Genomic DNA, 25,817 nt, shown 5'->3' with positions numbered 1-25,817 from the left:
CGGCGGGCCCTTCAGGGCGCGGCGGCCTCGCGGTGCCGGGGCTGCTGGAACAGCTCGCAGACCAGTTCGCGCAGCCAGCGCTTGGCCGGTTCCTGCTCGAAGCGCCAGCTCCAGTGCAGCGACACGTCGAAGCGGTGATCGGGCAGGTCGGCATCGCGCACCGCATAGCCGCCGCGCTCGACAAAGCCGGCCGCGATCTCGGCCGGCATGATCACCGCCAGGTCGGTCTTGCCCACGATGGAGGGCACGGCCATGAAATGTGCGGCCGACAGGCGGATGCGCTCATCGAGCCGCAGCGCCTGCAGGATGCGCAGCGTCTCCGAATGCGAGCGCACGGCCGCGAAATCCAGCTGGCGCAGCGTGGCCAGAGCCAGTGGCGCGTCTTCGGGCACCTGCGCCAGCGCGGGGTGGCCGCTGCGTAGCAGCACGCCGTAGTGGTCGGACAGCAGCACGGTCTGCCGGGTCCGCGTGCCACCCGGCAGAAAGCCGATGGCGATGTCCAGCGTGCCCCGGTCCAGCGCATCGGCAATGCCGTCCAGCGGCATGGGCAGGGTCTCCAGCTGCACATGCGGGGCGCGCTGGTGCAGCGCCTGCATCAGCGGCGGCAGAAAGCGCGCCTCGCCGATGTCGCTCAGGTGGATGCGAAAGCGCTGGCGCGCCTGCAGCGGCTCGAAGCTCTGGGCCTCGGACATGGCGACTTCCAGCACCTCCAGCGCCTGGCGCACGGCCAGCGCCAAGCGCTCGGCACGCGGCGTGGGGCGCACGCCTGCGTGCGCGCGCTCGAACAGCGGATTGCCCAGCAGCAGGCGCAGCCGCGTCACGGCCTGGCTGGCGGCGGGCTGGGACATGCCCAGCTCCTCGGCCGCGCGGCTGACGCTGCAGTGGCGGTACACGGCGTCGAAGACGCGCAGCAGGTTGAGGTCCAGGTTCTTGATATCCATTTGGTGAATATCTCTTAGATAGTTTATTCAATTGCTGGAAATCATAAGCGCCTGCACCATGGGCACCGACTTCCATGGCCACCGCGCGGCACGCACCGGGCGGCCGGCCCATTTCCCAGGAGACCCCATCTTGCAAGCACCCACCACACCGCGCAGCCAGCCCGCCGAGGCGTCCCCCTCCACCGCGACCTACACCGTGCGCCATGCCGTGATCGCCATGCTGCGCGAGCTGGGCATGACGCGCATCTTCGGCAACCCGGGCTCGACCGAGCTGCCGCTGTTCCGCGACTACCCCGAAGACTTCTCCTATGTGCTGGGCCTGCAGGAAACCGTCGTCGTGGGCATGGCCGACGGCCACGCCCAGGCCACGCGCAATGCCAGCTTCGTGAACCTGCACTCGGCCGCGGGCGTGGGCCACGCCATGGCGAACATCTTCACGGCCTTCAAGAACCGCACGCCCCTGGTTATCACGGCGGGCCAGCAGGCGCGCTCGCTGCTGCAGTTCGACCCCTTCCTGCACTCCAGCCAGGCCGCCGAGCTGCCCAAGCCCTATGTGAAGTGGAGCTGCGAGCCCGCGCGCGCCGAAGACGTGCCCCAGGCGCTGGCGCGTGCCTACTACATCGCCATGCAGGAGCCGCGCGGCCCCGTGCTGGTCTCCATTCCCGCCGATGACTGGGACAAGCCGGCCGAGCCCGTCACGCTGCGCCATGTGGGCTTCGAGACGCGGCCCGATCCGCGCACGCTGGACCTCATCGGCCAGGCGCTGGACGCCGCGCGCGCCCCGGCCCTGGTCGTGGGCGCGGCCGTGGACCGGGCCCAGGGCTGGGATGCCGTGGTCGCGCTGGCCGAGCGCCACCAGGCCCGCGTCTTCGTGGCCCCCATGAGCGGGCGCTGCAGCTTCCCCGAGGACCATCCCCTGTTCGCCGGCTTCCTGCCCGCCATGCGCGAGCGCATCGTGCAGCTGCTGTCCGGCCATGACGTGGTCTTCGCCGTGGGCGCGGCCGCCTTCACCTACCACGTGGAAGGCGAGGGCCCGCACATCCCCGAAGGCACGGCGCTCTACCAGTTGATCGAGGACCCGGCCATTGCCGCCTGGGCCCCCGTGGGCACGGCCGCCGTGGGCAATGTGCGCATGGGCGTGGAGGAGCTGCTGCAGCGCCTCGCGCCCGCACCGCGCCAGGCGCCCGCACCCCGGCCCGCAGCGCCCGTGCCGGCCGCGCCCGCCGCAGGCGAGCGCATGTCGGTGGCCTTTGCCATGCACACGCTGGCCCAGGTGCGAGACCGCCACAGCATCGTGGTGGAAGAGGCGCCCAGCTCGCGCTCCACCATCCAGACCTACCTGCCCATCTTCCACTCGGGCACCTTCTACACCATGTGCAGCGGCGGCCTGGGCCACAGCATGCCGGCCGCCGTGGGCGTGGCGCTGGCAAAGCCCGAGGCCAAGGTGGTCGCCGTCATCGGCGACGGCTCGGCCATGTATGCCATCCAGGCCCTCTGGAGTGCAGCCCAGCTGCGCCTGCCCATCAGCTTCGTGATCCTCAAGAACCGCCGCTATGCGGCGCTGCAGGACTTCGCCCATGTCTTCGGCTACCGCGAGGGCGAGAAGGTCGAGGGCACGGAACTGCCCGACATCGACTTCGTGGCGCTGGCGCGGGGCCAGGGCTGCGACGGCGTGCATGTGGAGAACGCTGCCGAGCTGGCCGATGTGCTGGCCCGCGCGCTGGCCCATCCCAAGCCCATCGTGGTCGAGGTCGAAGTCGCCTGAGGCGAAGCCCCCTGCAGGAGACACGGCAATGGAAAACACAAGAAGCATAGGCATCCTCGGCGCAGGCGCCATGGGCACCTTGTTCGCCGCACGATTGGCCAACGTCGGCCTGGACGTGACCCTGGTCGATGTGAACGACGAACTGCTGCAGGCCCTGAACCGCGATGGCGCGCGCTGCCACACCGATGAGGGGCTGCTGCAGGCCCGCGTGCATGCAGCGCGGGCCGAGCAGCTCACGGCGGGGCCGGCGCTGTGGCTGGTCTTCACCAAGTCGGCCCATACGCGGGCCGCGCTGCAGGGCATTGCCCATCTCATCGGGCCGGACACGCATTTCCTGAGCCTGCAAAACGGCATAGGCCATGCCGATGTGTTGCGTGAAATGGTGCCGCTCGAACGCATCGCCGTGGGCGTGACCACCTGGCCTGCGCGCGTGATATCGCCGGGCGAGGTCAGCTCCATGGGGCAGGGCGGTATCCGCTTCATGCCTTGCGACGGCCAGCGCAGCGCGGTCTTCGACCTGCTGGCGGATGAACTCAACCGCGCAGGCATGCATTGCCGCATCGACCCGCAGGTGCAGGAAGCCATCTGGGAAAAGCTGGCCTTCAATGCCGCCTTCAACGGCGTGTGCGCGGTGACGCGCCAGACCGTGGACGGACTGGCCAATCCGCAGGGCGAGGCCCTGCTGCAGCGCGTGCTGGACGAGGTGCTGTCCGTCGCCCATGCCCATGGCGTCGCTGCCAGTGCCGAGCGCGTGGGCGCGGCCGTGCGCGATGCGCTGGACCATCACCGGGGCCACCAGCCCTCGATGCTGCAGGACCTGCTGGCCGGCCGTGCCACCGAGACGGGCGCCATCCATGGCGCCGTGCTGCAGGTGGCCGACCGCCTGGGCATTGCCGTGCCCGTGACGCGCACGCTGCATGCACTGGTCAGCCTGTCGGAGAACGCGGGCGCCGTCGCACCGCGCTGAACGCGCTCAAGGCAAAACGAGCCACTACAAGAAGGAGACAAGATGCTGCGCAGACAAGCACTCAAGGCCGCACTGGCCATAGGCGCCCCGCCCCTGCTGGGCATGGACACGGCACACGCCCAGACCGGCAAGCCCATCGAATGGGTGGTGGGCTTTGCCGCAGGCGGCGGCTCGGACGCCGTGGCGCGCGGCGTGGGCGAGTCCTTTGGCAAGGCCCTGGGCCGCACCGTGGTCGTCATGAACAAGCCCGGTGCAGGCACCAACATCGCCGCCGAATACGCGGCGCGCACGCGCGAGCTGGGCAGCCTGGTCTTCACGGCCGACTTCGCCACGCTGGCGGCCAACCCCCACCTGTTTCGCAAGCTGGCCTACAACGCCGAGAAGGACTTCGTGCCCATCGGCCTGCTGGCGCGCTTTCCGCTGTTCCTCGTGGTCGGCAACCAGCTGCCGGTGCACAACCTGCAGGAGTTCACGCAGTGGGTGAAGGCCCAGCCAGGCCCCGTCAGCTATGGCAGCCCGGGCCTGGGCACGCCCCACCACCTGGCCACCGAACTGCTGGCCCAGCGCCTGGGCGTGAAGATGTCCCATGTGCCCTATCGCGGCGCGGGGCCGGCCCTGATCGATGTGATCGGCGGCCAGATCCCCTTCATGCTGGCCGACAGCGCGGCGGCGGCCCAGCACATTGCGGCCGGCAAGCTGCGCGTCATCGGCGTGGCCAGCGCCGAGCGTCTCAAGAGCCACCCGGGCGTGCCCACGCTGGCCGAGCAGGGCGTGAAGGATTTCGAGGCCCATGCATGGCAGGGCCTGGTCGCACCCGCAGGCACGGACGACGCCACCGTACAGGCCTGGTCCGTGGCGCTGCAGCAGGCGCTGCGCTCGCCTGCCGTGCTGGCGCGCTTCGAGGCGCTGTCGCTGGAGCCGCTGCCCGGCACGCCTGCGCAGATGCGCGACTACTGGCGCAGCGAAAGCCGGCGCTGGGGCCAGGTCATCGAGTCGGCGGGCATTCGGCTGGATTGACCGTAGCGCCGCTGCTGCTTCAGGCGCCCTCACCGTTTTCAAGAACTCATAACCCAAGGAGACATAGCTCATGCACAAGACAAATCCCTTCAGCCGCTGGCGCCGCCTGGGCCTGCTGGCCCTGCTGGGCGCGACGGCCTCGGTCCCTGCGCTGGCGCAGAAGGCCGGCGACAAATGGCCCGAGCGTCCCGTGCGCCTGGTCGTGAACTTCGCGCCCGGCGGTGCGGCCGATGTGCTGGCGCGCGCCATCACGCCCACCATGTCCCAGGTGCTGGGCCAGTCGGTGGTGGTGGACAACAAGCCCGGCGCGGGCGGCAACATCGGCATCAGCGAAACCGTGCGCGCGCCCAAGGATGGCTACACGCTGCTGCTCAGCTCGGGCGGGGCCATCACCATCAATCCGATGATCTACAGCAAGCTGGCCTTCAATCCCGAAAAGGATTTGACGCCCGTGGCTGCCGTGGCGCGCGTGCATGTGTTCCTGGAGACCAATCCCGCCGTGCCCGCCACCAACGTGGCCGAGTTCATCAAGCACCTGAAGGCCAATCCCGGCAAGCTGTCCTACGGCTCGCCGGGCCAGGGCAGCTCGCCGCACCTGGCTGGCGAGATGTTCAAGCGCATGGCTGGCGTCGATGCCGTGCACGCCCCCTACAAGGGCGCGGGCCCGGCGCTCAGCGACGTGCTCAGCGGGCAGCTGCAGTTCTGGTTCGACCCGGGCCCGGGCCTCAAGCAGGTCGAGGCGGGCAAGCTGCGCCTGCTGGCCATCGGCAGCCCGCACCGCTCGCCGCAGTACCCCAACGTGCCCACGCTGGCCGAAAGCGGCCTGCCGGGCTTTGATGCGGACACGCTGTTCGGCCTCTACGCGCCCACGGGCACGCCCGAATCGGTGATCGAGGCCGTTCGCACTGCCGTGGCCAAGGCGCTGGAGCAAAAGAACGTCAACGACGTCATCCTCACCCTGGGAGCCACGCCCGCGCCCCTGAGCCGCAAGGCCTTCATCGACCACCACGCCACCGAGCGCGAGCGCTTCGGCGAACTGGTGAAAGCCATCGGCCTGAAAGTGGACTGAGCTTTCCCGCAGGCCATCGCCCGCAAGCCGCCCGCTCCGCGCTGGCGGCTTTTTGCTTTCCGGGCCGGGCTGGGCCGGGCCAGGCCAGGCCGAGGGGCCCTTGTGCCGGCCATCTTCTATACGAAGGTATATCCCGCATCCACCAATGAACAGGCCAACCTTCCCAACAAAGGCTGGCCGCAGGCACTTTCGCCTTTGATAATTCCGGGCACATATTGCACTGCAGCAAACAGGGCTCCCGGCCTGCACGGGGACTGCGCCACCCACACGCAAAGGAGTACCCCATGGACCCCGATCCTGATTCCGATCCCGATCCTGCCAGGCGCTGCCGCGCCGCCTCTTTCCGCCTTTCCCTTCTTCCATTTCTTGATCTGCCCGGACCCGGGCGGAGGCCTGTGATCGCCTGAAGGGGCGAGAGGTCTGCGCGGGTCCGTGGCGCCCGGAGACCTCAGGATGACCCGCTTTCTCGCTTCTGAACGACCAGGCCGACCCCATGGCCGACCCCATGGCCTGCACCCGCGCCATCCCTTGCTGGCGGCCGCCTGGCCTGTGGGCGGGCTGCTGATCAGCGTGGCCATGGCCGCCTGCAACGGCCCGGCCGAAACCCCGGCTGCAGCAGCAACCCCCGCCACCGCCGCCCCGCAGCCGGCTCCCGTGCGCCGCGAAGGCAACCTCATCGTGGTGCCCGAAGGCTCGCCGCTGCGCGAGCGCCTGCAGGTGGCCGAGATCGCGCTGCAGCCGCTGCAGACCCGCCTGTCGGCCCCCGCCACCATCGAGGCCGAGCCTGAAAAGCTGGTCCGCATCACGCCGCCCGTGGCGGGCCGCCTGGTGCGCCTGCACCACCAGCTGGGCGATGCGGTGAAGGCCGGCGATGCGCTGATCACCATGGACTCCTCCGAGATCTCCAGCGTGCGTGCCGAGCACGCCAAGTCCCAGGCCGCGCTGCTGCACGCGCGCCAGGAATTCGACCGCCAGAAGCTGCTGTTCGATGCCGAGATCGCCGCGCGCAAGGACTACGAGGCCGCGCAGCAGTCGCTGGCCGCAGCAGGTGCCGATGCGCGCGCCGCCTCCGATCATCTGTCCCAGCTGGGTGCGGCCGTGCAGGAAGGCTCGCGCGGCAGCTACGTGGTCAAGTCGCCCATCAGCGGCCGCGTGGTCGAGATGGCGGGCTCGCAGGGCGGCTACTGGAACGATGTGAATGCCTCCGTCATGACCGTGGCCGACCTGCGCAAGGTCTGGCTCAGCGCCAGCGTCAGCGAGCGCGACCTGGCCCATGTGGACGTGGGCCAGCAGGCCCACATCGCGCTGGCCGCCTATCCCGACCTGCAGCTGCAGGGCCGCGTGCAGTACGTGGGCGAGCTGGTGGACACCGCCACGCGCAGCGTCAAGGTGCGCGTGGCCGTGGACAACCCCGAAGGGCGGCTGCGCCCCGGCATGTTTGCGCGCGTGGGCTTCGACGCCCCGGCGCGCCAGGCCGTGATGGTGCCGGCCGCGGCCCTGCTGCAGGGCCAGGTCAGCACGCGCGTCTTCGTGGACAAGGGCGGCTGGCGCTTCGAGCCGCGTGACGTGCAGGTCGGCGCGCAGCAGGACGGCCAGGCCGAGATCCTCTCGGGCCTGGCGGCCGGCGAGCGCGTGGTGGTCAACGGGGGAGTGCTGCTGCAATGATCGAGCGCATCGTCAACATCGGCTTTTCGCGCCGCGGCGTGGTCTGGCTGGTCTTTTGCTTCGCGGCCCTGTATGGCGTGTTCAGCTGGAAGCAGCTGCCGCTGGAGGCCTATCCCGACATTGCCGACGTGACCTCGCAGATCGTCACCCAGGTGCCAGGCCTTGCGGCCGAGGAGATCGAGCAGCAGATCACCATCCCGCTGGAGCGCGCCCTGCTGGCCACGCCCGGCATGCACGTGCTGCGCTCGCGCAGCCTGTTCGCGCTGTCCCTGATTACCGTGGTCTTCGAGGACGGCGTGGACGGCTACTGGGCGCGCCAGCGCCTGAAGGAGCGCATCGACGAGGTCACGCTGCCCTATGGTGCCCGCGCCGGGCTGGACCCCTACAGCTCGCCCACGGGCGAGGTCTACCGCTACACGCTGGAAAGCCCGGTGCGCAGCCTGCGCGAGCTGTCCGAGCTGCAGCAGTGGGTGGTGATCCCGCGCCTGAAGAAGGCCCAGTCCGTGGTGGACGTGACCAACTTCGGCGGCCTGACCACGCAGTTCATGCTGGAGCTGGACCCGGCGCGGCTGCTGCAGTACGGGCTGGCGCTGTCCCAGGTGATCGAGGCCATCAATGCCAACAACGCCAGCGGCGGCGGCAGCGTCATCGACCGGGGCGATGTCTCCTATGTGGTGCGCGGCGTGGGCCTGCTGGGCTCGCTGGACGACATGGGCAACGTGGTCGTCAAGACCACGGACAGCGGCACGCCCGTGCTGGTCAAGGACCTGGGGCGGCTGACCTACGGCAACGTGGAGCGGCGTGGCATCCTGGGCAAGGACGGCAACTCCGACACCCTGCAGGGCATCGTGCTGCTGCTCAAGGGCTCCAACCCCTCGCAGGCGCTGGAGGGCATCCATGCCGCCGTGGAGGAGCTCAACGGCAAGCTGCTGCCGCCCGACGTGAAGGTCGTGCCCTACCTGGACCGCACCACGCTGATCGAGCGCACCACCCACACCGTGGGCAAGACCCTGGCCGAAGGCCTGATCGTCGTCACCCTGGTGCTGCTGGTCTTTCTGGGCAGCCCGCGCGCGGCGCTGATCGTGGCGCTGACCATTCCCATGGCGCTGCTGCTGGCCTTCATCTTCATGCACCACGCGAAGATTCCGGCCAACCTGCTGTCGCTGGGCGCCATCGACTTCGGCATCCTGGTGGACGGCGCCGTGGTCGTGGTCGAGAACATCCTGCGGCGCCGCGAGGCCGACCAGAACCGGCCGCTCACGCCCAGGGACGCCATCACGGCCACGCTGCAGGTGGCGCGGCCCATCTTCTTCGGCATGTGCGTGATCGCGGCCGCCTACCTGCCGCTGTTCGCCTTCGAGCGCATCGAGTACAAGCTGTTCTCGCCCATGGCCAGCGCCGTGGGCGCGGCCCTGGTGGGGGCGCTGGCCGTGGCCCTGCTGCTCACGCCGGCCCTGGCCTGGCTGGCCTTCCGCAGGCCGCGCAGGATCTTCCACAACCCCGTGCTGCACCGGCTGGGCGTGGGCTATGACCGCTTCCTGGGCGCGGCCGTGGGCCGCGTGCGCTGGCTGGCGGGGGCCGTGGCGGCCTCGCTGCTGGCGCTGGGCGTGCTGGCCGGCACCATGGGCCGCGACTTCCTGCCGTACCTGGACGAAGGCTCCATCTGGCTGCAGGTGCAGATGCCGCCCGGCATCACGCTGGACAAGGCGCGCGACATGGCCGACGCGCTGCGCAGCGCTGCGCTGGAGTTCCCCGAGGTCTCCTACATCGTCACCCAGACCGGGCGCAACGATGACGGCACCGACTACTGGACGCCCTCGCACATCGAGGCCAGCGTGGGCCTGCATCCCTATGGCGAATGGAAGTCGGGCCTGACCAAGCAGCAGCTGATCGCGAAGATGGCCGCGCGCTTCGACCAGCTGCCCGGCTACTCCGTGGGCTTCATGCAGCCCATGATCGACGGCGTGCAGGACAAGCTGTCCGGCGCGCACAGCGACCTCACGGTGAAGGTCTTCGGCCAGGACCTGGCCGAGGACCGGCGCGTCGCCGATGCCCTGGTGGCCGTGCTGGAGAAAGTGCCCGGCGCGGCCGATGTGGCCGTGGACGTGGAGCCGCCGCTGCCCAACCTGCGCATTGCGCTGGACCGCGCCGCTGCCGCGCGCTACGGCATCAATGCCTCCGAGGTGGCGCAGCTCATCTCCACCGGCGTGGGCGGGGCCTCCATCGGCCAGCTCTACGTGGGCGAGCGCAGCTACGACATGGCCGTGCGCTTCACGCCCGACACGCGCAGCAGCCCCGAGGCCATCGGCGCGCTGCGCCTGTCGGCCGCCAATGGCGCCCAGGTGCCGCTGGCCGACGTGGCGCGCATCACCACCACCGTGGGCCAGAGCGTCATCGTGCGCGAGGGCGGCGAGCGCCACATCCTCGTCAAGCTCAATGTGCGCGGCCGCGACCTGGCGGGCTTCCTCAAGGATGCGCACACCGCCATCGACCAGCACCTGGACTACGACCGCCAGAAGCTGCACATCGAGTGGGGCGGCCAGTTCGAGAACCTGCAGCGGGCCGAGGCGCGGCTGCTGATGATCCTGCCGCTGACGCTGGGCATCATGCTGGTGCTGCTGTTCGGCGAGTTCGGCAACCTGCGCCAGCCGCTGCTGGTGCTGGGCGTGGTGCCGCTGGCCATGATCGGCGGCTTTGCGGGCCTGCACCTGCGCGGCATGACGCTCAACGTCTCCAGCGCCGTGGGCTTCATCGCGCTGTTCGGCGTGGCCGTGCTCTCGGGCGTACTCATGGTCTCGCAGATCAACCGCCTGCGCCGCGAGGACGGCCTGGGCCTGCGCGAAGCCGTGCTCGAAGGTGCCTCCAGCCGCATGCGCCCCGTGCTGATGACGGCCACCGTCGCCGCCTTCGGTCTCACGCCGGCCATGCTGGCCACGGGCCTGGGCAGCGACGTGCAGCGGCCCCTGGCCACCGTCGTGGTCTGCGGCCTGTTCAGCGCCACCTTGCTGACCCTGCTGCTGCTGCCCAACCTCTACTACGTGATCGAGGCCCGTGCCGTCCGCGCGGCCGAGCGCCGCCAGCGCCGCGCCGCTGAACGCGGTGAGAGCGGCGATCCGGATGCCGCCGAGCACGAGGGCGGGCATCGCACCGCAACGAGCCAACCCCATTGATGCGAGTCGCCATGCAAACGACCCCTTTCTTCCCCAGGCAGGCCCTGGCCCTGCTGCTGTGCCTTGGCGCCGCAGCCCAGGCGCAGACGGCGCCGTCCGCCGGCCTGCGCTTTTCCGACTACCTCAACGCCGTGGAGCAGCACAGCCCCCTGCTGCGCTCGGAGGAGCAGGGCGTGGAATCCGCGCGTGCCGGCATCGGCATCGCCGGCATACGCCCCGACCCCAGCCTCACGCTGGGTGCCTCGCGCGAGCAGGTGCGCACCGGCCAGCCCCGGCCCACCACGCGCAACTACGAGATCAGCATGGAGCTGGAGACGGGCGGCAAGCGCGCCGCGCGCATCCAGTCCGCACGCAGCCAGGTGCGCCTGTCCGAGGCCGGCCTTGAAGGCGTGCGCAGCCAGCTTTTCTCCGATGCCGCCCAGGACTACACCCAGGCCTGCCGCGACTCGCTGGCGCTGGAGCGCAAGCAGCAGACGCTGAAGGCGCTGGACGATGTGGTGCAGGCCAACGAGCTGCGGCGCAAGGCCGGCGACATCGGCGGCGTGGAATGGCTGCAGTCGCGCGTGGAGCGCGACCGCTTCCAGGCCGAGGTGGTGCAGGCGCGCGCCGAGGCGCAGACCGCGCGGCTGGCGCTGTCCGTCCCGCTGGGGCGCCGCCTGTCCGAAGTCTTTGCCAGCGACACGCTGCAATGCGGCTTCATGGAATTGGCCGAAGACTCGGGACCGGAGGATGCCGATGCCCTGGTCGCCCAGGCCCTGCAGTCGCGCGCCGAGGTGCGCATAGCCCAGGCGGCGCTGGAGCATGCGCGCGACAACGCGGGCCTGGCCCAGGCCAACCGCTGGGTCAATCCCACGCTGGCCGTGGGCATGGCCGCCGTGCCCGCCACGGCCGGTGGCACGGACGCCCAGGGCAATCCCTTCGATGGCGGCGGGCGCTCGCGCACGCTGTCGGTCTCGGTCAGCGTGCCGCTGCCGCTGTCGCGCCTGGACCGGGGCGACCTGGTGCAGGCCGAGGCGGCCGTCACCCAGGCCATGCTGGCCCTGCAGCAGGCCCAGAACCGGGCCGAGGCCGATGTGCGCGCCGCCCGCTTTCGCCTGAGCGCCGCGCGCGAGAACGTGCAGCGCTACCGCGACGGCGTGCTGCGCGATGCGCAGCGCGTGCTCGAAGGCATGCGCCTGTCCTACCGGCATGGCGAGGCTTCGCTGCTGGAGCTGCTGTCCGCCCAGCGCTCGGCCGACGAGGCCTACCTGGGATCGCTGGAGGCAGAGACCGAGCTGGCCAAGGCCACGGTGGAGCTGCAGCTGAGCGTGGGCCGCCGGCCCGCGCTTTGAGCGCGGGAGGGCAGGGCATCTTGCGACACAATCGACACGCCCTCATCGCAGCCCTGCACGCCATGACCACCGCTCTGCGCCGCTTTCCCCATTGGCCCCGGGCCCTGATCCTGGCGGCCATGGGCGTCGCCATGGCCGCGATCTTCGCGCTGGACACGCTGACCGACTACGCCGTGGCGGCCGCCGTGTTCCACACCGCCATCATCCTGGTGGCGGTGCGCTGGTTCAGCCCGCGCGTGGTCATCGGCCTCACGGCGCTGTGCATCGTGCTGACCCTGGCCAGCTTTGCGCTCACGCCTGCCGGTGCCTATCGCACCGGACTGATCAACATGGTGATCAGCATCCTGGCCATTGCCATCACGGCCTATCTGGGCCTGAAGATGGTGGCGGCCCAGAACGCGGCCCATGCGGCGCGCACCCAGCTGCTGCGCATCACCCAGACCACCAGCCTGGGGCAGTTGACGGCCTCCATCGCCCATGAGGTCAACCAGCCGCTGGCGGCCATCGTCACCAGCGGCAACGCCTGCCAGCGCTGGCTGGCCCAGGAGCCGCCCAACCTCGCCAAGGCCGGCCAGGCGCTGGAGCGCATCCTGGGCGATGCGCAGCGCGCCAGCGATGTCATCGCCCGCATCCGCAGCATGGCACGCGGAGACGCACCCAGCCGGCAGTCCTTCGACCTCAACGAGGCCGTGCGCGAAATGGCCCGCCTGTCGGACGCCGAGCTGGACCGGCGCGGCGTGGCCCTGGACCTGCAGCTGGCGACCGCGCTGCAGCCGGCCTGGGCCGACCGCGTGCACATCCAGCAGGTGCTGGCCAACCTGCTGCTCAATGCCATGGACGCCATGCAGCACACACCGGCCGCGCAGCGGCGCATCGCCATCGCCACGCAGGCCCTGGGCCAGCAGCTGGTGCTGACCGTGGCCGATGCGGGCGAAGGCCTGTCGCCGCTGGCCCGCACCCACCTGTTCGATGCCTTCTGGACCACCAAGCCCGACGGCATGGGCCTGGGCCTGAACATCTGCCGCCACATGGCCGAGGCCAACGGCGGCCGAATCTGGGCCACGGACCGCGAGGACGGGCGCGGGGGCACGGCTTTTCACGTCACCATCGCCTGCGCCCCGGCCACGGGCGCCAGGCCTTCCACGGGATTGCGCCATGGCTGAACCCTCCACCGCCGAAGCCGAGGCACTGGTCTACATCGTCGATGACGACCCCTCGGTGCGCGCAGCCATCGAGGACCTGCTGGCCTCGGTGGGCCTGTGCGTGCGCGCCTTCGGCGCCACGCGCGAGTTTCTGGACCACTGGCAGCGGCAGCCGCCGCAGGGGCCGGCCTGCCTGGTGCTGGACATCCGCATGCCGGGGCAAAGCGGCATGGACTTCCGGCGCCAGATGCTGGAGCTGGGCCTGAAGCTGCCCACCATCTTCATCACCGGCCATGGCGACATTCCCATGAGCGTGGAGGCCATGAAGACCGGCGCCATCGAGTTCCTGACCAAGCCCTTCCGCGACCAGGACCTGCTCGACGCCATCCAGCAGGGCATTGCCCTGGACCGCCAGCGCCGCGCGCTGGAGGCCGGCGAACAGGCGCTGCGCGCCTGCTGGCAGTCGCTGTCGCCCGGCGAGCAGGAAGTGGTCGTGGGCGTGGTGCGCGGCCTGCTGAACAAGCAGATCGCGGCAGACCTGGGCGTGAGCGAAATCACGGTCAAGGTGCGCCGCAGCCAGGCCATGCGCAAGATGCAGGTGCGCACGCTGGCCGACCTGGTGCGTGCGCTGGAGCGGCTGGATATCCGCTGAGGTGTCCTGGCAGGCCGGGCGCAGGCCAGGGCAGGCCTGCCGCAACGCTTCAGTGGGCGTGGCCGTGCGCCGGTGCCTGCGCAGGCCCGCTGGCGGCACTGGTTGCACTGGCGGCGTCCAGCGCCAGGAAGTGGTGGACCACGGGCCGCTCGGGGCCGATATGAAAGCGCAGCGCCTGGGCCTGCAGATCGGCATCGGCCCTGGACACGCGCTGGTGCTGGCGCAGATGCTCGGCCCAGGACTCCACCAGGAACCACTCGATCACCCGGCCCGGCTCGCCCGTGTGCTCGGCGATGCCCCAGGCATAGGCGCCGTCGCGCCGCCGCTCGCGCGCCACATGCTGCATGACCTCGATGAAGGCTGGCAGGTCGTCGCGGCGCACCTGGTACTCCACCTGGATCATCACCGGGCCACGGTCATGGGCCACCGGTTCGGCCAGCAGCGGCTCGGGCCAGTGGTTGGAGGCCTGCAGGTCCGCCTCGCCCGTGGGCAGCTTGATGCGGTGGAACACCAGCGAGATGGCCACCAGGCCCGCCGCGCCGATCAGCAGTGCCGTGGGAACGCCCACGCCCTGCGCGAACAGCCCCCAGGCCAGGCTGCCGCCCGCCATGGCGCCGTTGAACACCATCAGGTAGATGGCCAGCCCGCGGCCGCGCACCCAGTTGGGCAGCACCGCCTGGGCCACGCCGTTGAGCGTGGTCAGCGCAATGATCCAGCCCAGGCCCAGCACCAGCATCAGCAGCACGGCGGCCCATTGCGGCGGTGCCGTGGACAGCGCGGCCATCACGGCGGCGCTGAGCACGGAGGACAGGAGCACCAGGCCATCGGCATCCAGCCTTTTGCGCAGGCGCGGCAGCACCAGCGCGCCCAGGATGGCGCCTGCGCCCACGGCGCCCAGCATCACGCCGTAAAAGCCTGCCGAGCCGCCCAGCATGCGCCGCGCCACCAGCGGCAGCAGGGCCCAGACCGAGCTGGCGAACAGGAAGAACACGGCGGCGCGCAGCAGCACCACATGCAGCTCGCGGCTGGAGCGGGCATAGCGCAGGCCTGCGCGGAATGCGCCGAAGAACTGCTCGTTCAGCGCCGATGCCTCGGCCTTGGGGCGCTTCCACCAGACCAGCGCGGCGATCACGAACACGTAGCTGACCACGTCCGCGCCGTAGGCCGCCGCCGCGCCGAAGCTGGCCAGCAGCAGGCCGCCGGCCGCAGGGCCCAGGGCGCGTGCGATGTTGATGCCCAGCGAGTTCAGCGCCACCGCGTTCTTGAGGTCGCTGCGCGGCACCAGCTCGGGCACGATGGACTGCCAGGTCGGCCCCATCAGCGCCGCGCCTATGCCGCCCACGAAGGTCAGCGCCACCAGGTACTCCACGGTCAGCGTGTTGGTGCGGGCCAGCAGCAGCAGGCTGGCGCTGACGGCGGCCAGCAGGATCTGGATGCCGATCAGGAAGCGTCGGCGGTCCAGGATGTCGGACAGCACACCGGCCGGAATCGCCAGCAGGAAGATGGGCAGCGTGGCCGCCGTCTGGATCAGGGCCACGGCGGCCGGGCTGGCCGACAGCTCGGTCACCATCCAGGAGCTGGCCACATCGCGCATGAAGCTGCCGATATTGCCCAGCACCGTGGCCGCCCACAGCACGGCGAACACGGGCTGTCGCAGCGGCGCGAAGCTGCCGGAGGAACTGCCGGCAACAGCTGGGGCAGACGGCTTGGAATCGATGGACATGGCCTTGCTCCTCAGGCCATCCAGCAGGAGCAGCCCAGCGCGCCGAAGAAGCTTCGGGGGTCCGAGGTCGGCACGTTCGATGCCCAGGCGTCGGCATGGCGGTGGCCGTGCATGCCGCAGCTGGTGCCGCAGCCGCAGGCCGCCGCCAGGCTGCGGTAGCGCGCGGGGTTGAGCGAGTTCCTGCCCGCGCCCTCGGGCTCGCCCCAGGCGCCGTAGCCGCCGAAGCGCCGCACGGGCGACCAGTCGGGCATGGCCGGCGGCAGCGGGTTGTCGTCATGCTGCTGGAAGGGGCCTGCGCCATAGACCACGCGGCCGCCCACCACGGTGAGGTCGGAGGTGAGGAAGGAGATCTCGTCCTCGGGCACGGCGAAATAGTCCTTGCTGGGCACGATCATGTCGGCCAGCTGGCCCACCTGGATGCGGCCGCGCAGGCCTTCCTCGTTGGAGAACCAGGCCACGTTCTCGGTCCACATGCGCAACGCGGTCTCGCGGTCCAGCAGGTTGCGCTGGGGGTACATCTGCAGGCCGCCCACGGTCTTGCCCGTCACCATCCACGACAGCGACACCCAGGGGTTGTAGGAGGCCACGCGCGTGGCGTCCGTGCCGGCCGAGGTCTTCACGCCGCGCTCCAGGATCTTCTTGACGGGCGGCGTGGCCTCGGTGGCGCGTGCGCCGTAGCGCTCGGTGAAATATTCGCCCTGGTAGGCCATGCGGTGCTGCACGGCCACGCCGCCGCCCAGGGCCGCAATGCGGTCGATGGACTTGTCCGAAATGGTCTCGGCATGGTCGAAGAACCAGTTCAGGCCGTCGATGGGCGTGTCGCGGTGCACCTTCTCGAACACATCGAGCGCGCGCGAGATGGTCTCGTCATAGGTGGCATGCAGGCGCCACGGCCATTGGTTCTGCACCAGCACGCGCACCACTTCCTCCAGGTCGCCCTCCATGCTGGGCGGCATGTCGGGGCGCGGCTGGCGGAAGTCCTCGAAGTCGGCGGCCGAGTACACCAGCATCTCGCCCGCGCCGTTGTGGCGGAAATAGTCGTTGCCCTGCTTGTATTTCACGCTCTGCGTCCAGTTGAGGAAGTCGGCCTTCTCCTCCTTGGGCTTTTGCGTGAACAGGTTGTAGGCCAGGCGCACGGTGATCTGGTTGGCCTCGCTGAGCTTCTGGATCACCTCGTAGTCGTCGGGGTAGTTCTGAAAGCCCCCGCCCGCATCGATGACGCCGGTCACGCCCAGGCGGTTGAGTTCGCGCATGAAGTGGCGCGTGGAGTTGACCTGGTAGTCCAGCGGCAGCTTGGGACCCTTGGCCAGCGTGGCATAGAGGATGGTGGCGTTGGGCTTGGCCAGCAGCAGGCCCGTGGGGTTGCCGTTGGCATCGCGCGTGATCTCGCCGCCTGCGGGCTCGGGCGTGTCGCGGGTGTAGCCCACGGCGCGCAGGGCGGCCGCGTTGAGCAGGGCGCGGTCATACAGGTGCAGCAGGAACACCGGCGTGTCGGGCGCGATGGCGTTGATCTCCTCGATGGTGGGCAGGCGCTTTTCCACGAACTGGTGTTCGGTGAAACCGCCGACCACGCGCACCCACTGCGGCGCGGGCGTGTTGGCCACCTGGCGCTTGAGCATGTCCAGCGCATCGGCCAGCGAGCGCACGCCGTCCCAGCGCAGCTCCAGGTTGAAGTTCAGGCCGCCACGGATCACGTGCGTGTGGTTGTCGAACAGGCCGGGCAGCACGCTGCGGCGCTGCAGATCGATGCGGCGCGTGCCGCTGCCGGCCAGGGCCAGCACCTCGGCGTCCGTGCCCACGGCGATGAACCGGCCGTCCTTCACGGCCACGGCGGTGGCCGTGGGCTGGGCCTTGTTCAGGGTGGTGAAGCGGCCGTTGTGGAAGACGACTTCGGGCGTGGAATCGGACATGGAGGCTCCTTGGCGAGCGTTGGTGGTGCAACCCAGCAGTCCACCCATGGCAAGGGTGGCTGCGGAGCCCAGGACTTTTCTGCGCGTGGTCATGGTGCAGTTTTCTTGAAGGTTTGGGGAGAGGTCAGCCGTGCTGCCGATCGGCATCGGTGCTCTTGCGACCGGGCAACTCGCCCAGCACATGCTCGGTGGCCTGCGTCTTGCTGCAGGCGCTGCGCAGGTCCATGCCCTGCAGCAGGTGCCGGCCCACGGGCACGATCTGCTCGCCGGCCAGGATGCCCAGCAGGCCGACCAGGGCCACCAGCGGCGGTGCGGGCGAGCGCACCTGCAGCAGGCTGTAGACCACGCCGACCAGCAGGCCGGCTCCTAAGGAGAGTGCGTAGAGCTTCATGGTTCGACTCCTGAGAAGGGACTTGCCTGCTGGCGCGTGCTGACGCTCAGACCTTGGCGGGGTTCGGGCCCACGGTCTCGCCATGCTGCACGCGCTCGGCGGCCTTGTGCACCATGGTGTAGGCATAGTCCACGCCCATGCCGTAGGCGCCGGAATGCTCGCGCACGATGTCCATCACCGCGTCATAGGTCTCGCGGCGGGCCCAGTCGCGCTGCCATTCCAGCAGCACCTGCTGCCAGGTCACGGGCACCACGCCGGCCTGCACCATGCGGTCCATGGCGTAGTTGTGGGCGTCCAGCGACGTGCCGCCCGAGGCGTCGGCCACCATGTAGATCTCGTAGTCCGTGTCATGCAGGGCCGACAGGGCGAAGGTGGTGTTGCACACCTCGGTCCACAGGCCGGAGACCACGATCTTCTTGCGGCCCTGGGCGGCGTTGGCGGCCAGCGCATCCCGCACGTTCTGGTCGTCCCAGGAATTCATGGAGCTGCGCTCCAGCAGCCTGTGCTCGGGGAACACGGCCAGCAGTTCGGGATAGGTGTGGCCGGAGAAGCTGCCCGTCTCCACCGTGGTGATGGTTGCGGGAATGTCGAAGGCCTTGGCCGCCTTGGCCAGGCCCACCACATTGTTCTTGAGCACCTGGCGGTCGATGGACTGCACGCCGAAAGCCATCTGGGGCTGCTGGTCGATGAAGATGATCTGGCTGTTGGCGGGGGTCAGGACTTCGAGGTACTTGCGGTCGGTCATGGTGATCTCCTGTGAGGCAGTGGGTTGGGTGAAGGAAGGGACAGCGGAAATTCGGAAAGACAGTTGGGGCAGGTGGGCCCCGGCCGGAGCCGGGGCGGCAAGGGCGCTTCAGCGCGCCGTGTCGACGAGCACCAGCTCGGCGTCGGTCAGGGCCGTGACGCGCAGGGTCTCGACGTCGCTGATGGCGGCGCCGTCGCGCTCCTGGAGCGTCACGCCTTCGATCTGCACCGAGCCGCTGGCCGGCACCAGGTAGCCCAGGCGGTCGCGGCCGATGCGGTACTCCGTGCTCTCGCCGGCCTTGAGCGTGGCGCCCAGCACCCGGGCGGCGGTGCGGATGGGCAGGGCGTCCTCGTCACCGGGCAGGCCGCTGGCCAGGGCCACGAAGCTGCCCGAGCGCTCGCCCTTGGGGAAGGGCTTGGCACCCCAGGACGGGGGCTGCTGGCCGCGCTCGTCGGGCATGATCCAGATCTGGAAGATCCGCGTCGTGCCCTTTTCCTGGTTGTATTCCGAGTGGCGGATGCCGGTGCCCGCGCTCATTACCTGCACATCGCCCGCTTCGGTGCGGCCCTTGTTGCCCAGGCTGTCCTGGTGGGTGATGGCGCCTTCACGGACATAGGTGATGATTTCCATGTTGGCGTGGGCATGAGGCGGGAAGCCCGTGCCGGCGGCGATGGTGTCGTCGTTCCACACCCGCAGCGCGCCCCAGCCCATGCGGGCCGGATCGTGGTAGCCGGCGAAGGAAAAGTGGTGCTTGGCATCGAGCCAGCCGTGGTTGGCACCGCCAAGGGCTTGGAAGGGACGGCGTTCGATCATGGTGTTCTCCTGCTGCGTTGTGTGTTGCGATGGATGAACTTTATGTTTTGCCGATCAAGAAGAGAATAGAAAATATGCAAAGACATCTATTCCAAAACTTTCATGCCAAGACTTCCTGACCTCGAAGCCTGGGCCGTCTTCGCCAAGGTGGCCGAGACGGGCTCCTTCGCCAAGGCCGCCGCCGAGCTGGGCGTCTCCCAGCCCACCATCTCCAAGGCCATCACGCGGCTGGAGACGCGGCTCAAGACCAGCCTGTTGCACCGCACCTCGCGGCGCATGTCGCTGACGGCCGCCGGCCAGGCCTCTCTGGAGCGGGCCGCGCGCATCCTGGCCGAGGGCGAGGCCGTGGAGGCCGAGATCAGCGAGCAGTCCAAGAGCCTGCGCGGCCCCATCCGCATTGCGGCGCCCATGTCGTTCGGCATCTCGCACCTGGCGCCGGCCGTGCCCGCCTTCATGGCCGAGCATCCCGAGGTCACGCTGGACCTGCACTTCAGCGACGAGCTGATCGACGTCGTGGCCCAGGGCTTCGACATCGCGCTGCGCATCTCCTCGCTGCCCGACTCCAGCCTGCTGGCGCGGCGCCTGTGCACGGTGCGCCTGCTGCTGGTGGGATCACCCGAATACTTCGAGCGCCACGGCCGCCCCACCCATCCGCGCGAGCTGGCGCAGCACCGGGCGCTGCGCTATGTGCACAGCCGCCTGGGCGAGGCCTGGCGCTTCGTGCATGCGCGCCGCGGCGAGTTCGCCCAGGTCGTGCCCACGGCCATGCGCGTGAACAATGCCGAGGGCCTGGCGCCGGCCCTGCGCGCCGGGCTGGGCCTGGCCCTGCAGCCCGAATTCCTGGCCTGGGAAGATTTGCAATCGGGTGCGCTGCAGACCTGCATGGACGACTGGCAGGTGCCCTCCATCGCCCTGCACATCGTCACGCCGCCGGGGCGCGCCCGGCCGGCGCGCGTGCAGGCGCTCATTGATTTCCTGGCCGCGCATTTCGCGCTGGCGCCCTGGGCGCGCGAGCCGCAGGCGTAGATCGCAAAAGGGGAGGGCTTCGGTGGGGGGGCTTCGGCCTCAGCTGGCCCAGGAGGCCGGCAGCAGCTGCAGCAGCACCACCGTCATCACCACATAGCGCAGGAACTTGCCGATGGCCATGTAGAACACGCAGGGCCAGAACGGCAGGCGCAGCCAGCCGGCCACGGCGCACAGCGGATCGCCCACCACGGGCAGCCAGCTCAGCAGGCAGGCCTTTGCGCCCAGGCGGCGCAGCCAGACGCGGGCGCGGCGCTCGTGGCGTGACAGATTGCGCGGCGGCTTGGCCCGTTCAGGCGGCAGTCCGGCCAGCCGCCGCTCGCGTGCCGCGCGCCAGGCCTTGTGCGCGCCCAGGCCCATCCACCAGCTGATGGCCCCGCCCAGCGTATTGCCGGCCGTGGCCACGAAAACCGTCTGCCAGAACAGGTCGGGATTGAGCTGGAGCAGGCCGACCACCGCAGGCTCCGAGCCCAGCGGCAGCAGCGTGGCCGAGATCAGGGCCACGATGAACACGGTGCTGAGGCCGAACTGCGGCAGCGCCAGCCAGCCCAGCAATTGATGCATCCAGACTTCCATAGGTGCTGCCAAGTGTAGGTCTGCGCTGGCTGACGCCTTGTCGGCCTGAAGCTATCGTGGGGCCTGGTCCGGAACCACAAAGAACAGGGGGCGTCATGCAGACAGGGCGGATTGCAGGATGGGCGGGATGGGCGGCATTGGGAATGGCAGCAGCCGGCCTGGCCGGCTGCGCCGCGTTGCAGCCATCGCCAGGCAAGGACACCACCGTGGTGGCACAGGCCGCTGCCCAGGCGCCACCGACCCAGGAGGCCGCACCGACCTCGGCCTGGGGCAAGGCGCTGCAGGCCAAGGGCTGCACCCTGCCGGACCCGGCCGTGGCCGACAGGCTGGAGCAGCTGCAGCGCGAGCTAGAGCCTCTGGGCCTGGTGCCGCGTCTGCAAGGCTGCGTGAGCCTGGCCGGTCCCGAGCCCCGCCCGGCCCTGGTGCTGGACGCCTGGGTGACCGACGGGCGCAAGGCCATGGCCGTGGTGCGCGGCCCGCTGGCCGACGGCGAGGCGCTGGACCTGGGGCTTGAGGCTGGGCTGCAGACAGCTGGGCTGCACGCAGCCGGGCCGCAGAAAGCCGGGCTGCAGAAGGTCGGCCTGCGCCCCATGCCCGACGACCAGGTCTCTCCTGACGTGCAATTCAACCGCCGCTGGTGGCAGGGCCGGCTCGGCGCCTACGGGCTGCAGGCCGTTCCGGGCCAGGTGCGCACCTTCGTTCCCACACCATGAAACCGCTGCGCTGTCTTGTTTTCGCCGCTTGGCCGCCTTGACGGCCCGGTTTTAGCCCTGCTGAAAATTTGGGCAGGTACAATCTTGGTCCTTTGTTGCCGCCCGTTTTGTGATCGGCGCGCGCGTTTTCTCCGGCTTTCCCGATGTCCTCCCTTCCCCTGTCCATAGGCCCCCATGCCCTGGCCAACCGCCTGTTCGTCGCCCCCATGGCGGGGGTGACGGATCGGCCGTTCCGCCAGCTGTGCAAGGCCCTGGGCGCGGGCTATGCGGTCAGCGAGATGGTGACTTCGCGCAAGGACCTGTGGAACAGCCTCAAGACCTCGCGCCGCGCCAACCATGAAGGCGAGCCCGGCCCCATCGCGGTGCAGATCGCGGGCACGGACGCCGAGATGATGGCCGAGGCCGCGCGCTACAACCTGGACCGTGGCGCCCAGATCATCGACATCAACATGGGCTGCCCGGCCAAGAAGGTCTGCAACAAATGGGCCGGCTCGGCCCTGATGCAGAACGAGGCCCTGGCCGTGGAGATTGCCCAGGCTGTGGTAGAGGCCTGCGCCCCGCACGGCGTGCCCGTCACGCTGAAGATGCGCACCGGCTGGTGCGACGCGCACAGGAACGCCGTGGTGCTGGCCCGCCGCTTCGAGGAGGTGGGCATACAGATGCTCACCGTGCACGGCCGCACGCGCGAGCAGGGTTACAAGGGCTTTGCCGAGTACGACACCATCGCTGCCGTCAAGGCGGCGGTGCGCGTGCCCGTGGTGGCCAATGGCGACATCACCGGCCCCGAGAAGGCGCGCGACGTGCTCGCCTACACGGGCGCCGATGCCGTGATGATCGGCCGCGCCGCCCAGGGCCGGCCGTGGATCTTCCGCGAGATCGCGCACTTCCTGGCCACGGGCGAGCACATGGCCCCGCCCCTGGTGGCCGAGCTGCGCCGGCTGCTGCTGGAGCATCTGCAGGACCACTACAGCCTGTACGGCGAAGGCACCGGCGTGCGCAGTGCGCGCAAGCACATCGCCTGGTACCTGCGCAGCCTGCCGGGCGGCGAGGCATTCAGACAACACATCAACACCATCGAGGACTGCGCGGTGCAATGGCAGGCCGTGGCCGACTATCTGGACGCCCTGGGCGCGCAGATGGACCGGATACCAGCCGCCATCGATGCCGGCGCCACAAGCGCCGAATTCGCAGAGCCCGCAGGAATGACAGTATGAGCAACCAGAACATCGAACAATGCGTGCGTGAAAGCCTGGAGGGGTACTTCCGCGATCTCGACGGCGAAAAGCCCAATGGCATGTACGACATGCTGATCCACCTGGTCGAAAAGCCGCTGCTGGAAGTGGTGATGAGCCAGGCCGACAACAACCAGTCCCGCGCCGCCGACTGGCTGGGCCTGAACCGCAACACGCTGCGCAAGAAGCTGCTTGAGCACGACATGCTCTGAGCGGCACGAATTCCCCTTTTTTCAAACTCCCTGCACCGACGCCCATGAACGCCCTGCTCTCCGTCTCTGACAAGACCGGTATTGTCGAATTCGCCCAAGGCCTGCACGCCCTGGGCATCAAGCTGCTGTCCACCGGCGGCACCGCCAAGCTGCTGGCCGAGGCCGGCCTGCCCGTGACCGAGGTCGCCGAAGTCACCCAGTTCCCCGAGATGCTGGACGGCCGCGTCAAGACCCTGCACCCCAAGGTCCACGGCGGCCTGCTGGCGCGCCGCGAGCTGCCCGCCCACATGGCGGCCCTCAAGGAGCACGGCATCGACACCATCGACCTGCTGGTGGTGAACCTCTACCCCTTCGAGGCCACCGTGGCCAAGGCCGGCTGCACGCTGGCCGATGCCATCGAGAACATCGACATCGGCGGCCCGGCCATGGTGCGCTCTGCCGCCAAGAACTGGGCCGACGTGGGCGTGATCACCGATGCCGGCCAGTACGAGGCCGTGCTGGGTGAACTCAAGGCCAACGGAAAGCTGTCCGACAAGCTGCGCTTTGCGCTGTCCGTGGCCGCCTTCAACCGCATTGCCCAATACGACGGCGCCATCAGCGACTACCTGTCCAGCGTGAAGTTCGAGGACGACAAGCTCTCCGAAGCCTACGTGCCAGAGCGCAGCGCCTTCCCCGGCCAGAGCAACGGCCACTTCACCAAGGTGCAGGACCTGCGCTACGGCGAAAACAGCCACCAGCAGGCCGCCCTGTACCGCGACCTGTATCCGGCCCCCGGCTCCCTGGTCACGGGCGAGCAGCTGCAGGGCAAGGAGCTGTCGTACAACAACATCGCCGACGCCGATGCCGCCTGGGAATGCGTCAAGAGCTTCGAGCAGCCTGCCTGCGTGATCGTCAAGCACGCCAACCCCTGCGGCGTGGCCGTGGGCAAGGACGCGCACGAAGCCTATGCCAAGGCCTTCCAGACCGACCCCACCAGCGCCTTCGGCGGCATCATCGCCTTCAACCGCACGGTGGACAAGGCGGCGGCCGAGGCCGTGGTCAAGCAATTCGTCGAGGTGCTGATGGCCCCCGACTTCACGGCCGAGGCGCTGGAAATCTTCAAGCCCAAGGTCAATGTGCGCCTCATGAAGATCGCCCTGCCGGCCGGCGGCGAGCGCGCCTGGGACCAGGGCCGCAACGCCGTGGACGCCAAGCGCGTCGGCTCGGGCCTGCTGCTGCAGACCGCCGACAACCATGAGCTGGCCCTGGCCGACCTCAAGGTCGTCACCGTCAAGCAGCCTACCCCCGAAGAACTGCAGGACCTGCTGTTCGCCTGGAAGGTCGCCAAGTACGTCAAGAGCAATGCCATCGTGTTCTGCAAGAACGGCATGACCATGGGCGTGGGCGCAGGCCAGATGAGCCGCCTGGACTCGGCGCGCATCGCCTCCATCAAGGCCGAGGCCGCCAAGCTGAGCCTGCAGGGCACGGTCGTGGCCAGCGATGCCTTCTTCCCCTTCCGCGACGGCCTGGACGTGGTCGTTGACGCAGGCGCCACCTGCGTGGCCCAGCCCGGCGGCTCCATGCGCGACCAGGAAGTCATTGACGCCGCCAACGAGCGCGGCGTGGCCATGGTCTTCACCGGCGTGCGCCACTTCCGCCACTGATGGCCGGCCAACTGCCTCCTGGCGCAGACGACGAGGGCGACGACGCCCCCCAGCGGCCCCGCTGGCTGGGCTGGGCGCTCGTGGTCTTCATGCTGCTGGTGGCGCTGGGTGTCTTCAACATCGGCTGGCGCATCATGCGCGGGCCGGCTGTCGGGGCCACCACGGCGGCGGCCGCAGCTGCCGTGACAGCCGACGCGCAGCTGGCCGCCGGCAAGGCCCTGGTGGAAGGCAATGACTGCCTGCGCTGCCACGGCCTGGTGCGCCACTACGTGGGCCCGTCCTTCCAGCAGATCGCCGGCCGCTACCGTGGCCGCGAAGATGCCGCCGACTACCTGGCGCGCAAGATCCGCGAGGGCGGGGCCGGCGAATGGGGCCGCGCCATCATGCCGCGCCACCCGCACATCGATACGGCGCAATCCCTGCAGATGGCGGCCTGGCTGCTGTCCCTCCCTTCTCCCGAACCCGGGAAATCCTGACCATGTCCCGCCTGTTCACCGCCCCCGACGGCCGGCCGCGCTGCCACTGGTGCGCGGCCACGGACAGCTACCTGGCCTACCACGACCGTGAATGGGGCTTTCCCGTCACCGACGACCGGCGCCTGTTCGAGAAGCTCAGCCTCGAAGGCTTCCAGTCCGGCCTGAGCTGGCTGACCATCCTCAACAAGCGCGAGAACTTCCGCGCGGCCTTTGCGGGCTTCGACTTCCACCAGGTCGCGCGCTTCACCGAGGACGACGTGCTGCGGCTGCTGGGCGATGCGGGCATCGTGCGGCATCGCGGCAAGATCGAGGCCGTGATCAACAACGCGCAGCGGGCGCTGGAGATGGTGGAGGCGCAAGGCTCGCTGTCGGCCTTCTTCTGGCGCCATGCGCCGGAGCCCGTGACCGGTGGCGGGCCCGTGTCCGAGACGGCCGAGTCCCGGGCGCTGTCCAAGGAGCTGAAGAAGCTCGGTTGGAAGTTCGTGGGGCCTACGACTGTCTACTCGTTCATGCAGGCCATGGGCCTGGTCAACGACCATGCGCAGGGCTGTGCCGTGCGCGATGAGGTCGAACAGGCGCGCCAGGCTTTTCTTCGGCCCTGACGTGAAAAGAGCCCGCAAGGGCGGGCTCGATCGGCAGGT

General features: G+C 69.5%; 23 protein-coding genes. 16 read left to right on the top strand and 7 right to left on the bottom strand.

Annotation, left to right across the window (positions count from 1 at the left end):
* Nucleotides 1-11 precede the first annotated feature (11 nt).
* Nucleotides 12-941, bottom strand: coding sequence for a LysR family transcriptional regulator (locus tag AC5I49_RS17430; RefSeq protein WP_209798861.1), 930 nt, complete (start codon nt 939-941; stop codon nt 12-14).
* Nucleotides 942-1,071: 130 nt separating this feature from the next.
* Between AC5I49_RS17430 and mdlC the strand changes: the two genes are divergently transcribed.
* The 9 genes from mdlC (at nt 1,072) to AC5I49_RS17385 (ending at nt 13,719) form a co-directional block, all read left to right on the top strand.
* Nucleotides 1,072-2,706, top strand: a complete 1,635-nt coding sequence (gene mdlC / locus AC5I49_RS17425; protein ID WP_495789657.1) for a benzoylformate decarboxylase — start codon at nt 1,072-1,074, stop codon at nt 2,704-2,706.
* A gap of 28 nt (nt 2,707-2,734) precedes the next feature.
* Nucleotides 2,735-3,673 carry a ketopantoate reductase family protein gene (locus AC5I49_RS17420; RefSeq protein ID WP_495789656.1) on the top strand — a complete coding sequence of 313 codons (939 nt, stop codon included), beginning with the start codon at nt 2,735-2,737 and terminating at the stop codon, nt 3,671-3,673.
* Between the two features lie 42 nt (nt 3,674-3,715).
* Nucleotides 3,716-4,690, top strand: a complete 975-nt coding sequence (locus AC5I49_RS17415) for a Bug family tripartite tricarboxylate transporter substrate binding protein (RefSeq protein ID WP_495789655.1) — start codon at nt 3,716-3,718, stop codon at nt 4,688-4,690.
* A 70-nt stretch (nt 4,691-4,760) separates the two neighbouring features.
* The gene (locus AC5I49_RS17410) at nt 4,761-5,759 is read left to right on the top strand and encodes a Bug family tripartite tricarboxylate transporter substrate binding protein (protein ID WP_141830153.1); all 999 of its coding nucleotides are present in this window, start codon (nt 4,761-4,763) and stop codon (nt 5,757-5,759) included.
* Nucleotides 5,760-6,212: 453 nt separating this feature from the next.
* Nucleotides 6,213-7,424: an efflux RND transporter periplasmic adaptor subunit gene (locus AC5I49_RS17405; RefSeq protein ID WP_133072287.1), complete on the top strand. Its 1,212-nt coding sequence runs from the start codon at nt 6,213-6,215 to the stop codon at nt 7,422-7,424.
* The gene (locus AC5I49_RS17400; RefSeq protein ID WP_495789654.1) at nt 7,421-10,594 is read left to right on the top strand and encodes an efflux RND transporter permease subunit; all 3,174 of its coding nucleotides are present in this window, start codon (nt 7,421-7,423) and stop codon (nt 10,592-10,594) included. Before AC5I49_RS17405 ends, AC5I49_RS17400 begins: the two co-directional genes overlap by 4 nt.
* 11 nt (nt 10,595-10,605) lie before the next feature.
* Complete coding sequence (locus AC5I49_RS17395; RefSeq protein WP_495789653.1) at nt 10,606-11,925, top strand: TolC family protein; 1,320 nt, start codon at nt 10,606-10,608, stop codon at nt 11,923-11,925.
* Between the two features lie 62 nt (nt 11,926-11,987).
* Entirely contained in the window at nt 11,988-13,088 is a 1,101-nt protein-coding gene (locus AC5I49_RS17390) for a sensor histidine kinase (protein WP_133072285.1), read from the top strand.
* Entirely contained in the window at nt 13,081-13,719 is a 639-nt protein-coding gene (locus AC5I49_RS17385; RefSeq protein WP_016453182.1) for a response regulator transcription factor, read from the top strand. The genes AC5I49_RS17390 and AC5I49_RS17385 overlap by 8 nt, the downstream gene beginning before the upstream one ends.
* Before the next feature lie 49 nt (nt 13,720-13,768).
* Here the strand turns inward: AC5I49_RS17385 and AC5I49_RS17380 are convergent, their stop codons facing one another.
* From AC5I49_RS17380 to AC5I49_RS17360, 5 genes are all read right to left on the bottom strand, one after another.
* Entirely contained in the window at nt 13,769-15,442 is a 1,674-nt protein-coding gene (locus tag AC5I49_RS17380) for an MFS transporter (protein ID WP_495789652.1), read from the bottom strand.
* A gap of 11 nt (nt 15,443-15,453) precedes the next feature.
* Nucleotides 15,454-17,352, bottom strand: a complete 1,899-nt coding sequence (locus AC5I49_RS17375; RefSeq protein ID WP_046241013.1) for an amidohydrolase — start codon at nt 17,350-17,352, stop codon at nt 15,454-15,456.
* Nucleotides 17,353-17,476: 124 nt separating this feature from the next.
* Nucleotides 17,477-17,743, bottom strand: a complete 267-nt coding sequence (locus tag AC5I49_RS17370) for a XapX domain-containing protein (RefSeq protein WP_016447950.1) — start codon at nt 17,741-17,743, stop codon at nt 17,477-17,479.
* A 46-nt stretch (nt 17,744-17,789) separates the two neighbouring features.
* The gene (locus AC5I49_RS17365) at nt 17,790-18,488 is read right to left on the bottom strand and encodes a hydrolase (protein WP_016453184.1); all 699 of its coding nucleotides are present in this window, start codon (nt 18,486-18,488) and stop codon (nt 17,790-17,792) included.
* A gap of 108 nt (nt 18,489-18,596) precedes the next feature.
* Nucleotides 18,597-19,301, bottom strand: coding sequence for a pirin family protein (locus tag AC5I49_RS17360; protein WP_495789651.1), 705 nt, complete (start codon nt 19,299-19,301; stop codon nt 18,597-18,599).
* A gap of 102 nt (nt 19,302-19,403) precedes the next feature.
* Between AC5I49_RS17360 and AC5I49_RS17355 the strand changes: the two genes are divergently transcribed.
* A complete protein-coding gene (locus tag AC5I49_RS17355; protein ID WP_133072283.1) occupies nt 19,404-20,327 on the top strand; it encodes a LysR family transcriptional regulator in 924 nt (307 codons plus the stop codon).
* 39 nt (nt 20,328-20,366) lie between these two features.
* Here the strand turns inward: AC5I49_RS17355 and AC5I49_RS17350 are convergent, their stop codons facing one another.
* Nucleotides 20,367-20,888 (bottom strand): YqaA family protein, encoded by a 522-nt coding sequence (locus tag AC5I49_RS17350; protein ID WP_016447946.1) that lies wholly within the window; start codon nt 20,886-20,888, stop codon nt 20,367-20,369.
* Between the two features lie 107 nt (nt 20,889-20,995).
* Between AC5I49_RS17350 and AC5I49_RS17345 the strand changes: the two genes are divergently transcribed.
* The 6 genes from AC5I49_RS17345 (at nt 20,996) to AC5I49_RS17320 (ending at nt 25,778) form a co-directional block, all read left to right on the top strand.
* The gene (locus AC5I49_RS17345) at nt 20,996-21,613 is read left to right on the top strand and encodes a hypothetical protein (protein ID WP_495789650.1); all 618 of its coding nucleotides are present in this window, start codon (nt 20,996-20,998) and stop codon (nt 21,611-21,613) included.
* A 143-nt stretch (nt 21,614-21,756) separates the two neighbouring features.
* Nucleotides 21,757-22,827, top strand: coding sequence for a tRNA dihydrouridine synthase DusB (gene dusB, locus AC5I49_RS17340; protein ID WP_017406139.1), 1,071 nt, complete (start codon nt 21,757-21,759; stop codon nt 22,825-22,827).
* The gene (locus AC5I49_RS17335) at nt 22,824-23,057 is read left to right on the top strand and encodes a Fis family transcriptional regulator (protein ID WP_016447943.1); all 234 of its coding nucleotides are present in this window, start codon (nt 22,824-22,826) and stop codon (nt 23,055-23,057) included. The genes dusB and AC5I49_RS17335 overlap by 4 nt, the downstream gene beginning before the upstream one ends.
* Nucleotides 23,058-23,101: 44 nt before the next feature.
* Complete coding sequence (gene purH, locus AC5I49_RS17330) at nt 23,102-24,700, top strand: bifunctional phosphoribosylaminoimidazolecarboxamide formyltransferase/IMP cyclohydrolase (protein ID WP_017406138.1); 1,599 nt, start codon at nt 23,102-23,104, stop codon at nt 24,698-24,700.
* A complete protein-coding gene (locus AC5I49_RS17325) occupies nt 24,700-25,176 on the top strand; it encodes a c-type cytochrome (protein WP_017406137.1) in 477 nt (158 codons plus the stop codon). The genes purH and AC5I49_RS17325 overlap by 1 nt, the downstream gene beginning before the upstream one ends.
* 2 nt (nt 25,177-25,178) lie before the next feature.
* Complete coding sequence (locus tag AC5I49_RS17320) at nt 25,179-25,778, top strand: DNA-3-methyladenine glycosylase I (RefSeq protein ID WP_016447940.1); 600 nt, start codon at nt 25,179-25,181, stop codon at nt 25,776-25,778.
* The last annotated feature ends 39 nt before the right edge of the window (nt 25,779-25,817 follow it).

The organism is Delftia sp., assembly GCF_059499305.1.
This window is presented reverse-complemented; position numbering and strand designations above follow the sequence as displayed.

What these genes read in the sequence shown, in the direction of transcription:
- AC5I49_RS17430 (WP_209798861.1), bottom strand. Translation starts at nt 941, where the DNA reads ATGGATATCAAGAACCTGGACCTCAACCTGCTGCGCGTCTTCGACGCC.
- AC5I49_RS17420 (WP_495789656.1), top strand. Translation starts at nt 2,735, where the DNA reads ATGGAAAACACAAGAAGCATAGGCATCCTCGGCGCAGGCGCCATGGGC.
- AC5I49_RS17415 (WP_495789655.1), top strand. Translation starts at nt 3,716, where the DNA reads ATGCTGCGCAGACAAGCACTCAAGGCCGCACTGGCCATAGGCGCCCCG.
- AC5I49_RS17410 (WP_141830153.1), top strand. Translation starts at nt 4,761, where the DNA reads ATGCACAAGACAAATCCCTTCAGCCGCTGGCGCCGCCTGGGCCTGCTG.
- AC5I49_RS17405 (WP_133072287.1), top strand. Translation starts at nt 6,213, where the DNA reads ATGACCCGCTTTCTCGCTTCTGAACGACCAGGCCGACCCCATGGCCGA.
- AC5I49_RS17400 (WP_495789654.1), top strand. Translation starts at nt 7,421, where the DNA reads ATGATCGAGCGCATCGTCAACATCGGCTTTTCGCGCCGCGGCGTGGTC.
- AC5I49_RS17395 (WP_495789653.1), top strand. Translation starts at nt 10,606, where the DNA reads ATGCAAACGACCCCTTTCTTCCCCAGGCAGGCCCTGGCCCTGCTGCTG.
- AC5I49_RS17390 (WP_133072285.1), top strand. Translation starts at nt 11,988, where the DNA reads ATGACCACCGCTCTGCGCCGCTTTCCCCATTGGCCCCGGGCCCTGATC.
- AC5I49_RS17385 (WP_016453182.1), top strand. Translation starts at nt 13,081, where the DNA reads ATGGCTGAACCCTCCACCGCCGAAGCCGAGGCACTGGTCTACATCGTC.
- AC5I49_RS17380 (WP_495789652.1), bottom strand. Translation starts at nt 15,442, where the DNA reads ATGTCCATCGATTCCAAGCCGTCTGCCCCAGCTGTTGCCGGCAGTTCC.
- AC5I49_RS17375 (WP_046241013.1), bottom strand. Translation starts at nt 17,352, where the DNA reads ATGTCCGATTCCACGCCCGAAGTCGTCTTCCACAACGGCCGCTTCACC.
- AC5I49_RS17370 (WP_016447950.1), bottom strand. Translation starts at nt 17,743, where the DNA reads ATGAAGCTCTACGCACTCTCCTTAGGAGCCGGCCTGCTGGTCGGCGTG.
- AC5I49_RS17365 (WP_016453184.1), bottom strand. Translation starts at nt 18,488, where the DNA reads ATGACCGACCGCAAGTACCTCGAAGTCCTGACCCCCGCCAACAGCCAG.
- AC5I49_RS17360 (WP_495789651.1), bottom strand. Translation starts at nt 19,301, where the DNA reads ATGATCGAACGCCGTCCCTTCCAAGCCCTTGGCGGTGCCAACCACGGC.
- AC5I49_RS17355 (WP_133072283.1), top strand. Translation starts at nt 19,404, where the DNA reads ATGCCAAGACTTCCTGACCTCGAAGCCTGGGCCGTCTTCGCCAAGGTG.
- AC5I49_RS17350 (WP_016447946.1), bottom strand. Translation starts at nt 20,888, where the DNA reads ATGCATCAATTGCTGGGCTGGCTGGCGCTGCCGCAGTTCGGCCTCAGC.
- AC5I49_RS17345 (WP_495789650.1), top strand. Translation starts at nt 20,996, where the DNA reads ATGCAGACAGGGCGGATTGCAGGATGGGCGGGATGGGCGGCATTGGGA.
- dusB (WP_017406139.1), top strand. Translation starts at nt 21,757, where the DNA reads ATGTCCTCCCTTCCCCTGTCCATAGGCCCCCATGCCCTGGCCAACCGC.
- AC5I49_RS17335 (WP_016447943.1), top strand. Translation starts at nt 22,824, where the DNA reads ATGAGCAACCAGAACATCGAACAATGCGTGCGTGAAAGCCTGGAGGGG.
- purH (WP_017406138.1), top strand. Translation starts at nt 23,102, where the DNA reads ATGAACGCCCTGCTCTCCGTCTCTGACAAGACCGGTATTGTCGAATTC.
- AC5I49_RS17325 (WP_017406137.1), top strand. Translation starts at nt 24,700, where the DNA reads ATGGCCGGCCAACTGCCTCCTGGCGCAGACGACGAGGGCGACGACGCC.
- AC5I49_RS17320 (WP_016447940.1), top strand. Translation starts at nt 25,179, where the DNA reads ATGTCCCGCCTGTTCACCGCCCCCGACGGCCGGCCGCGCTGCCACTGG.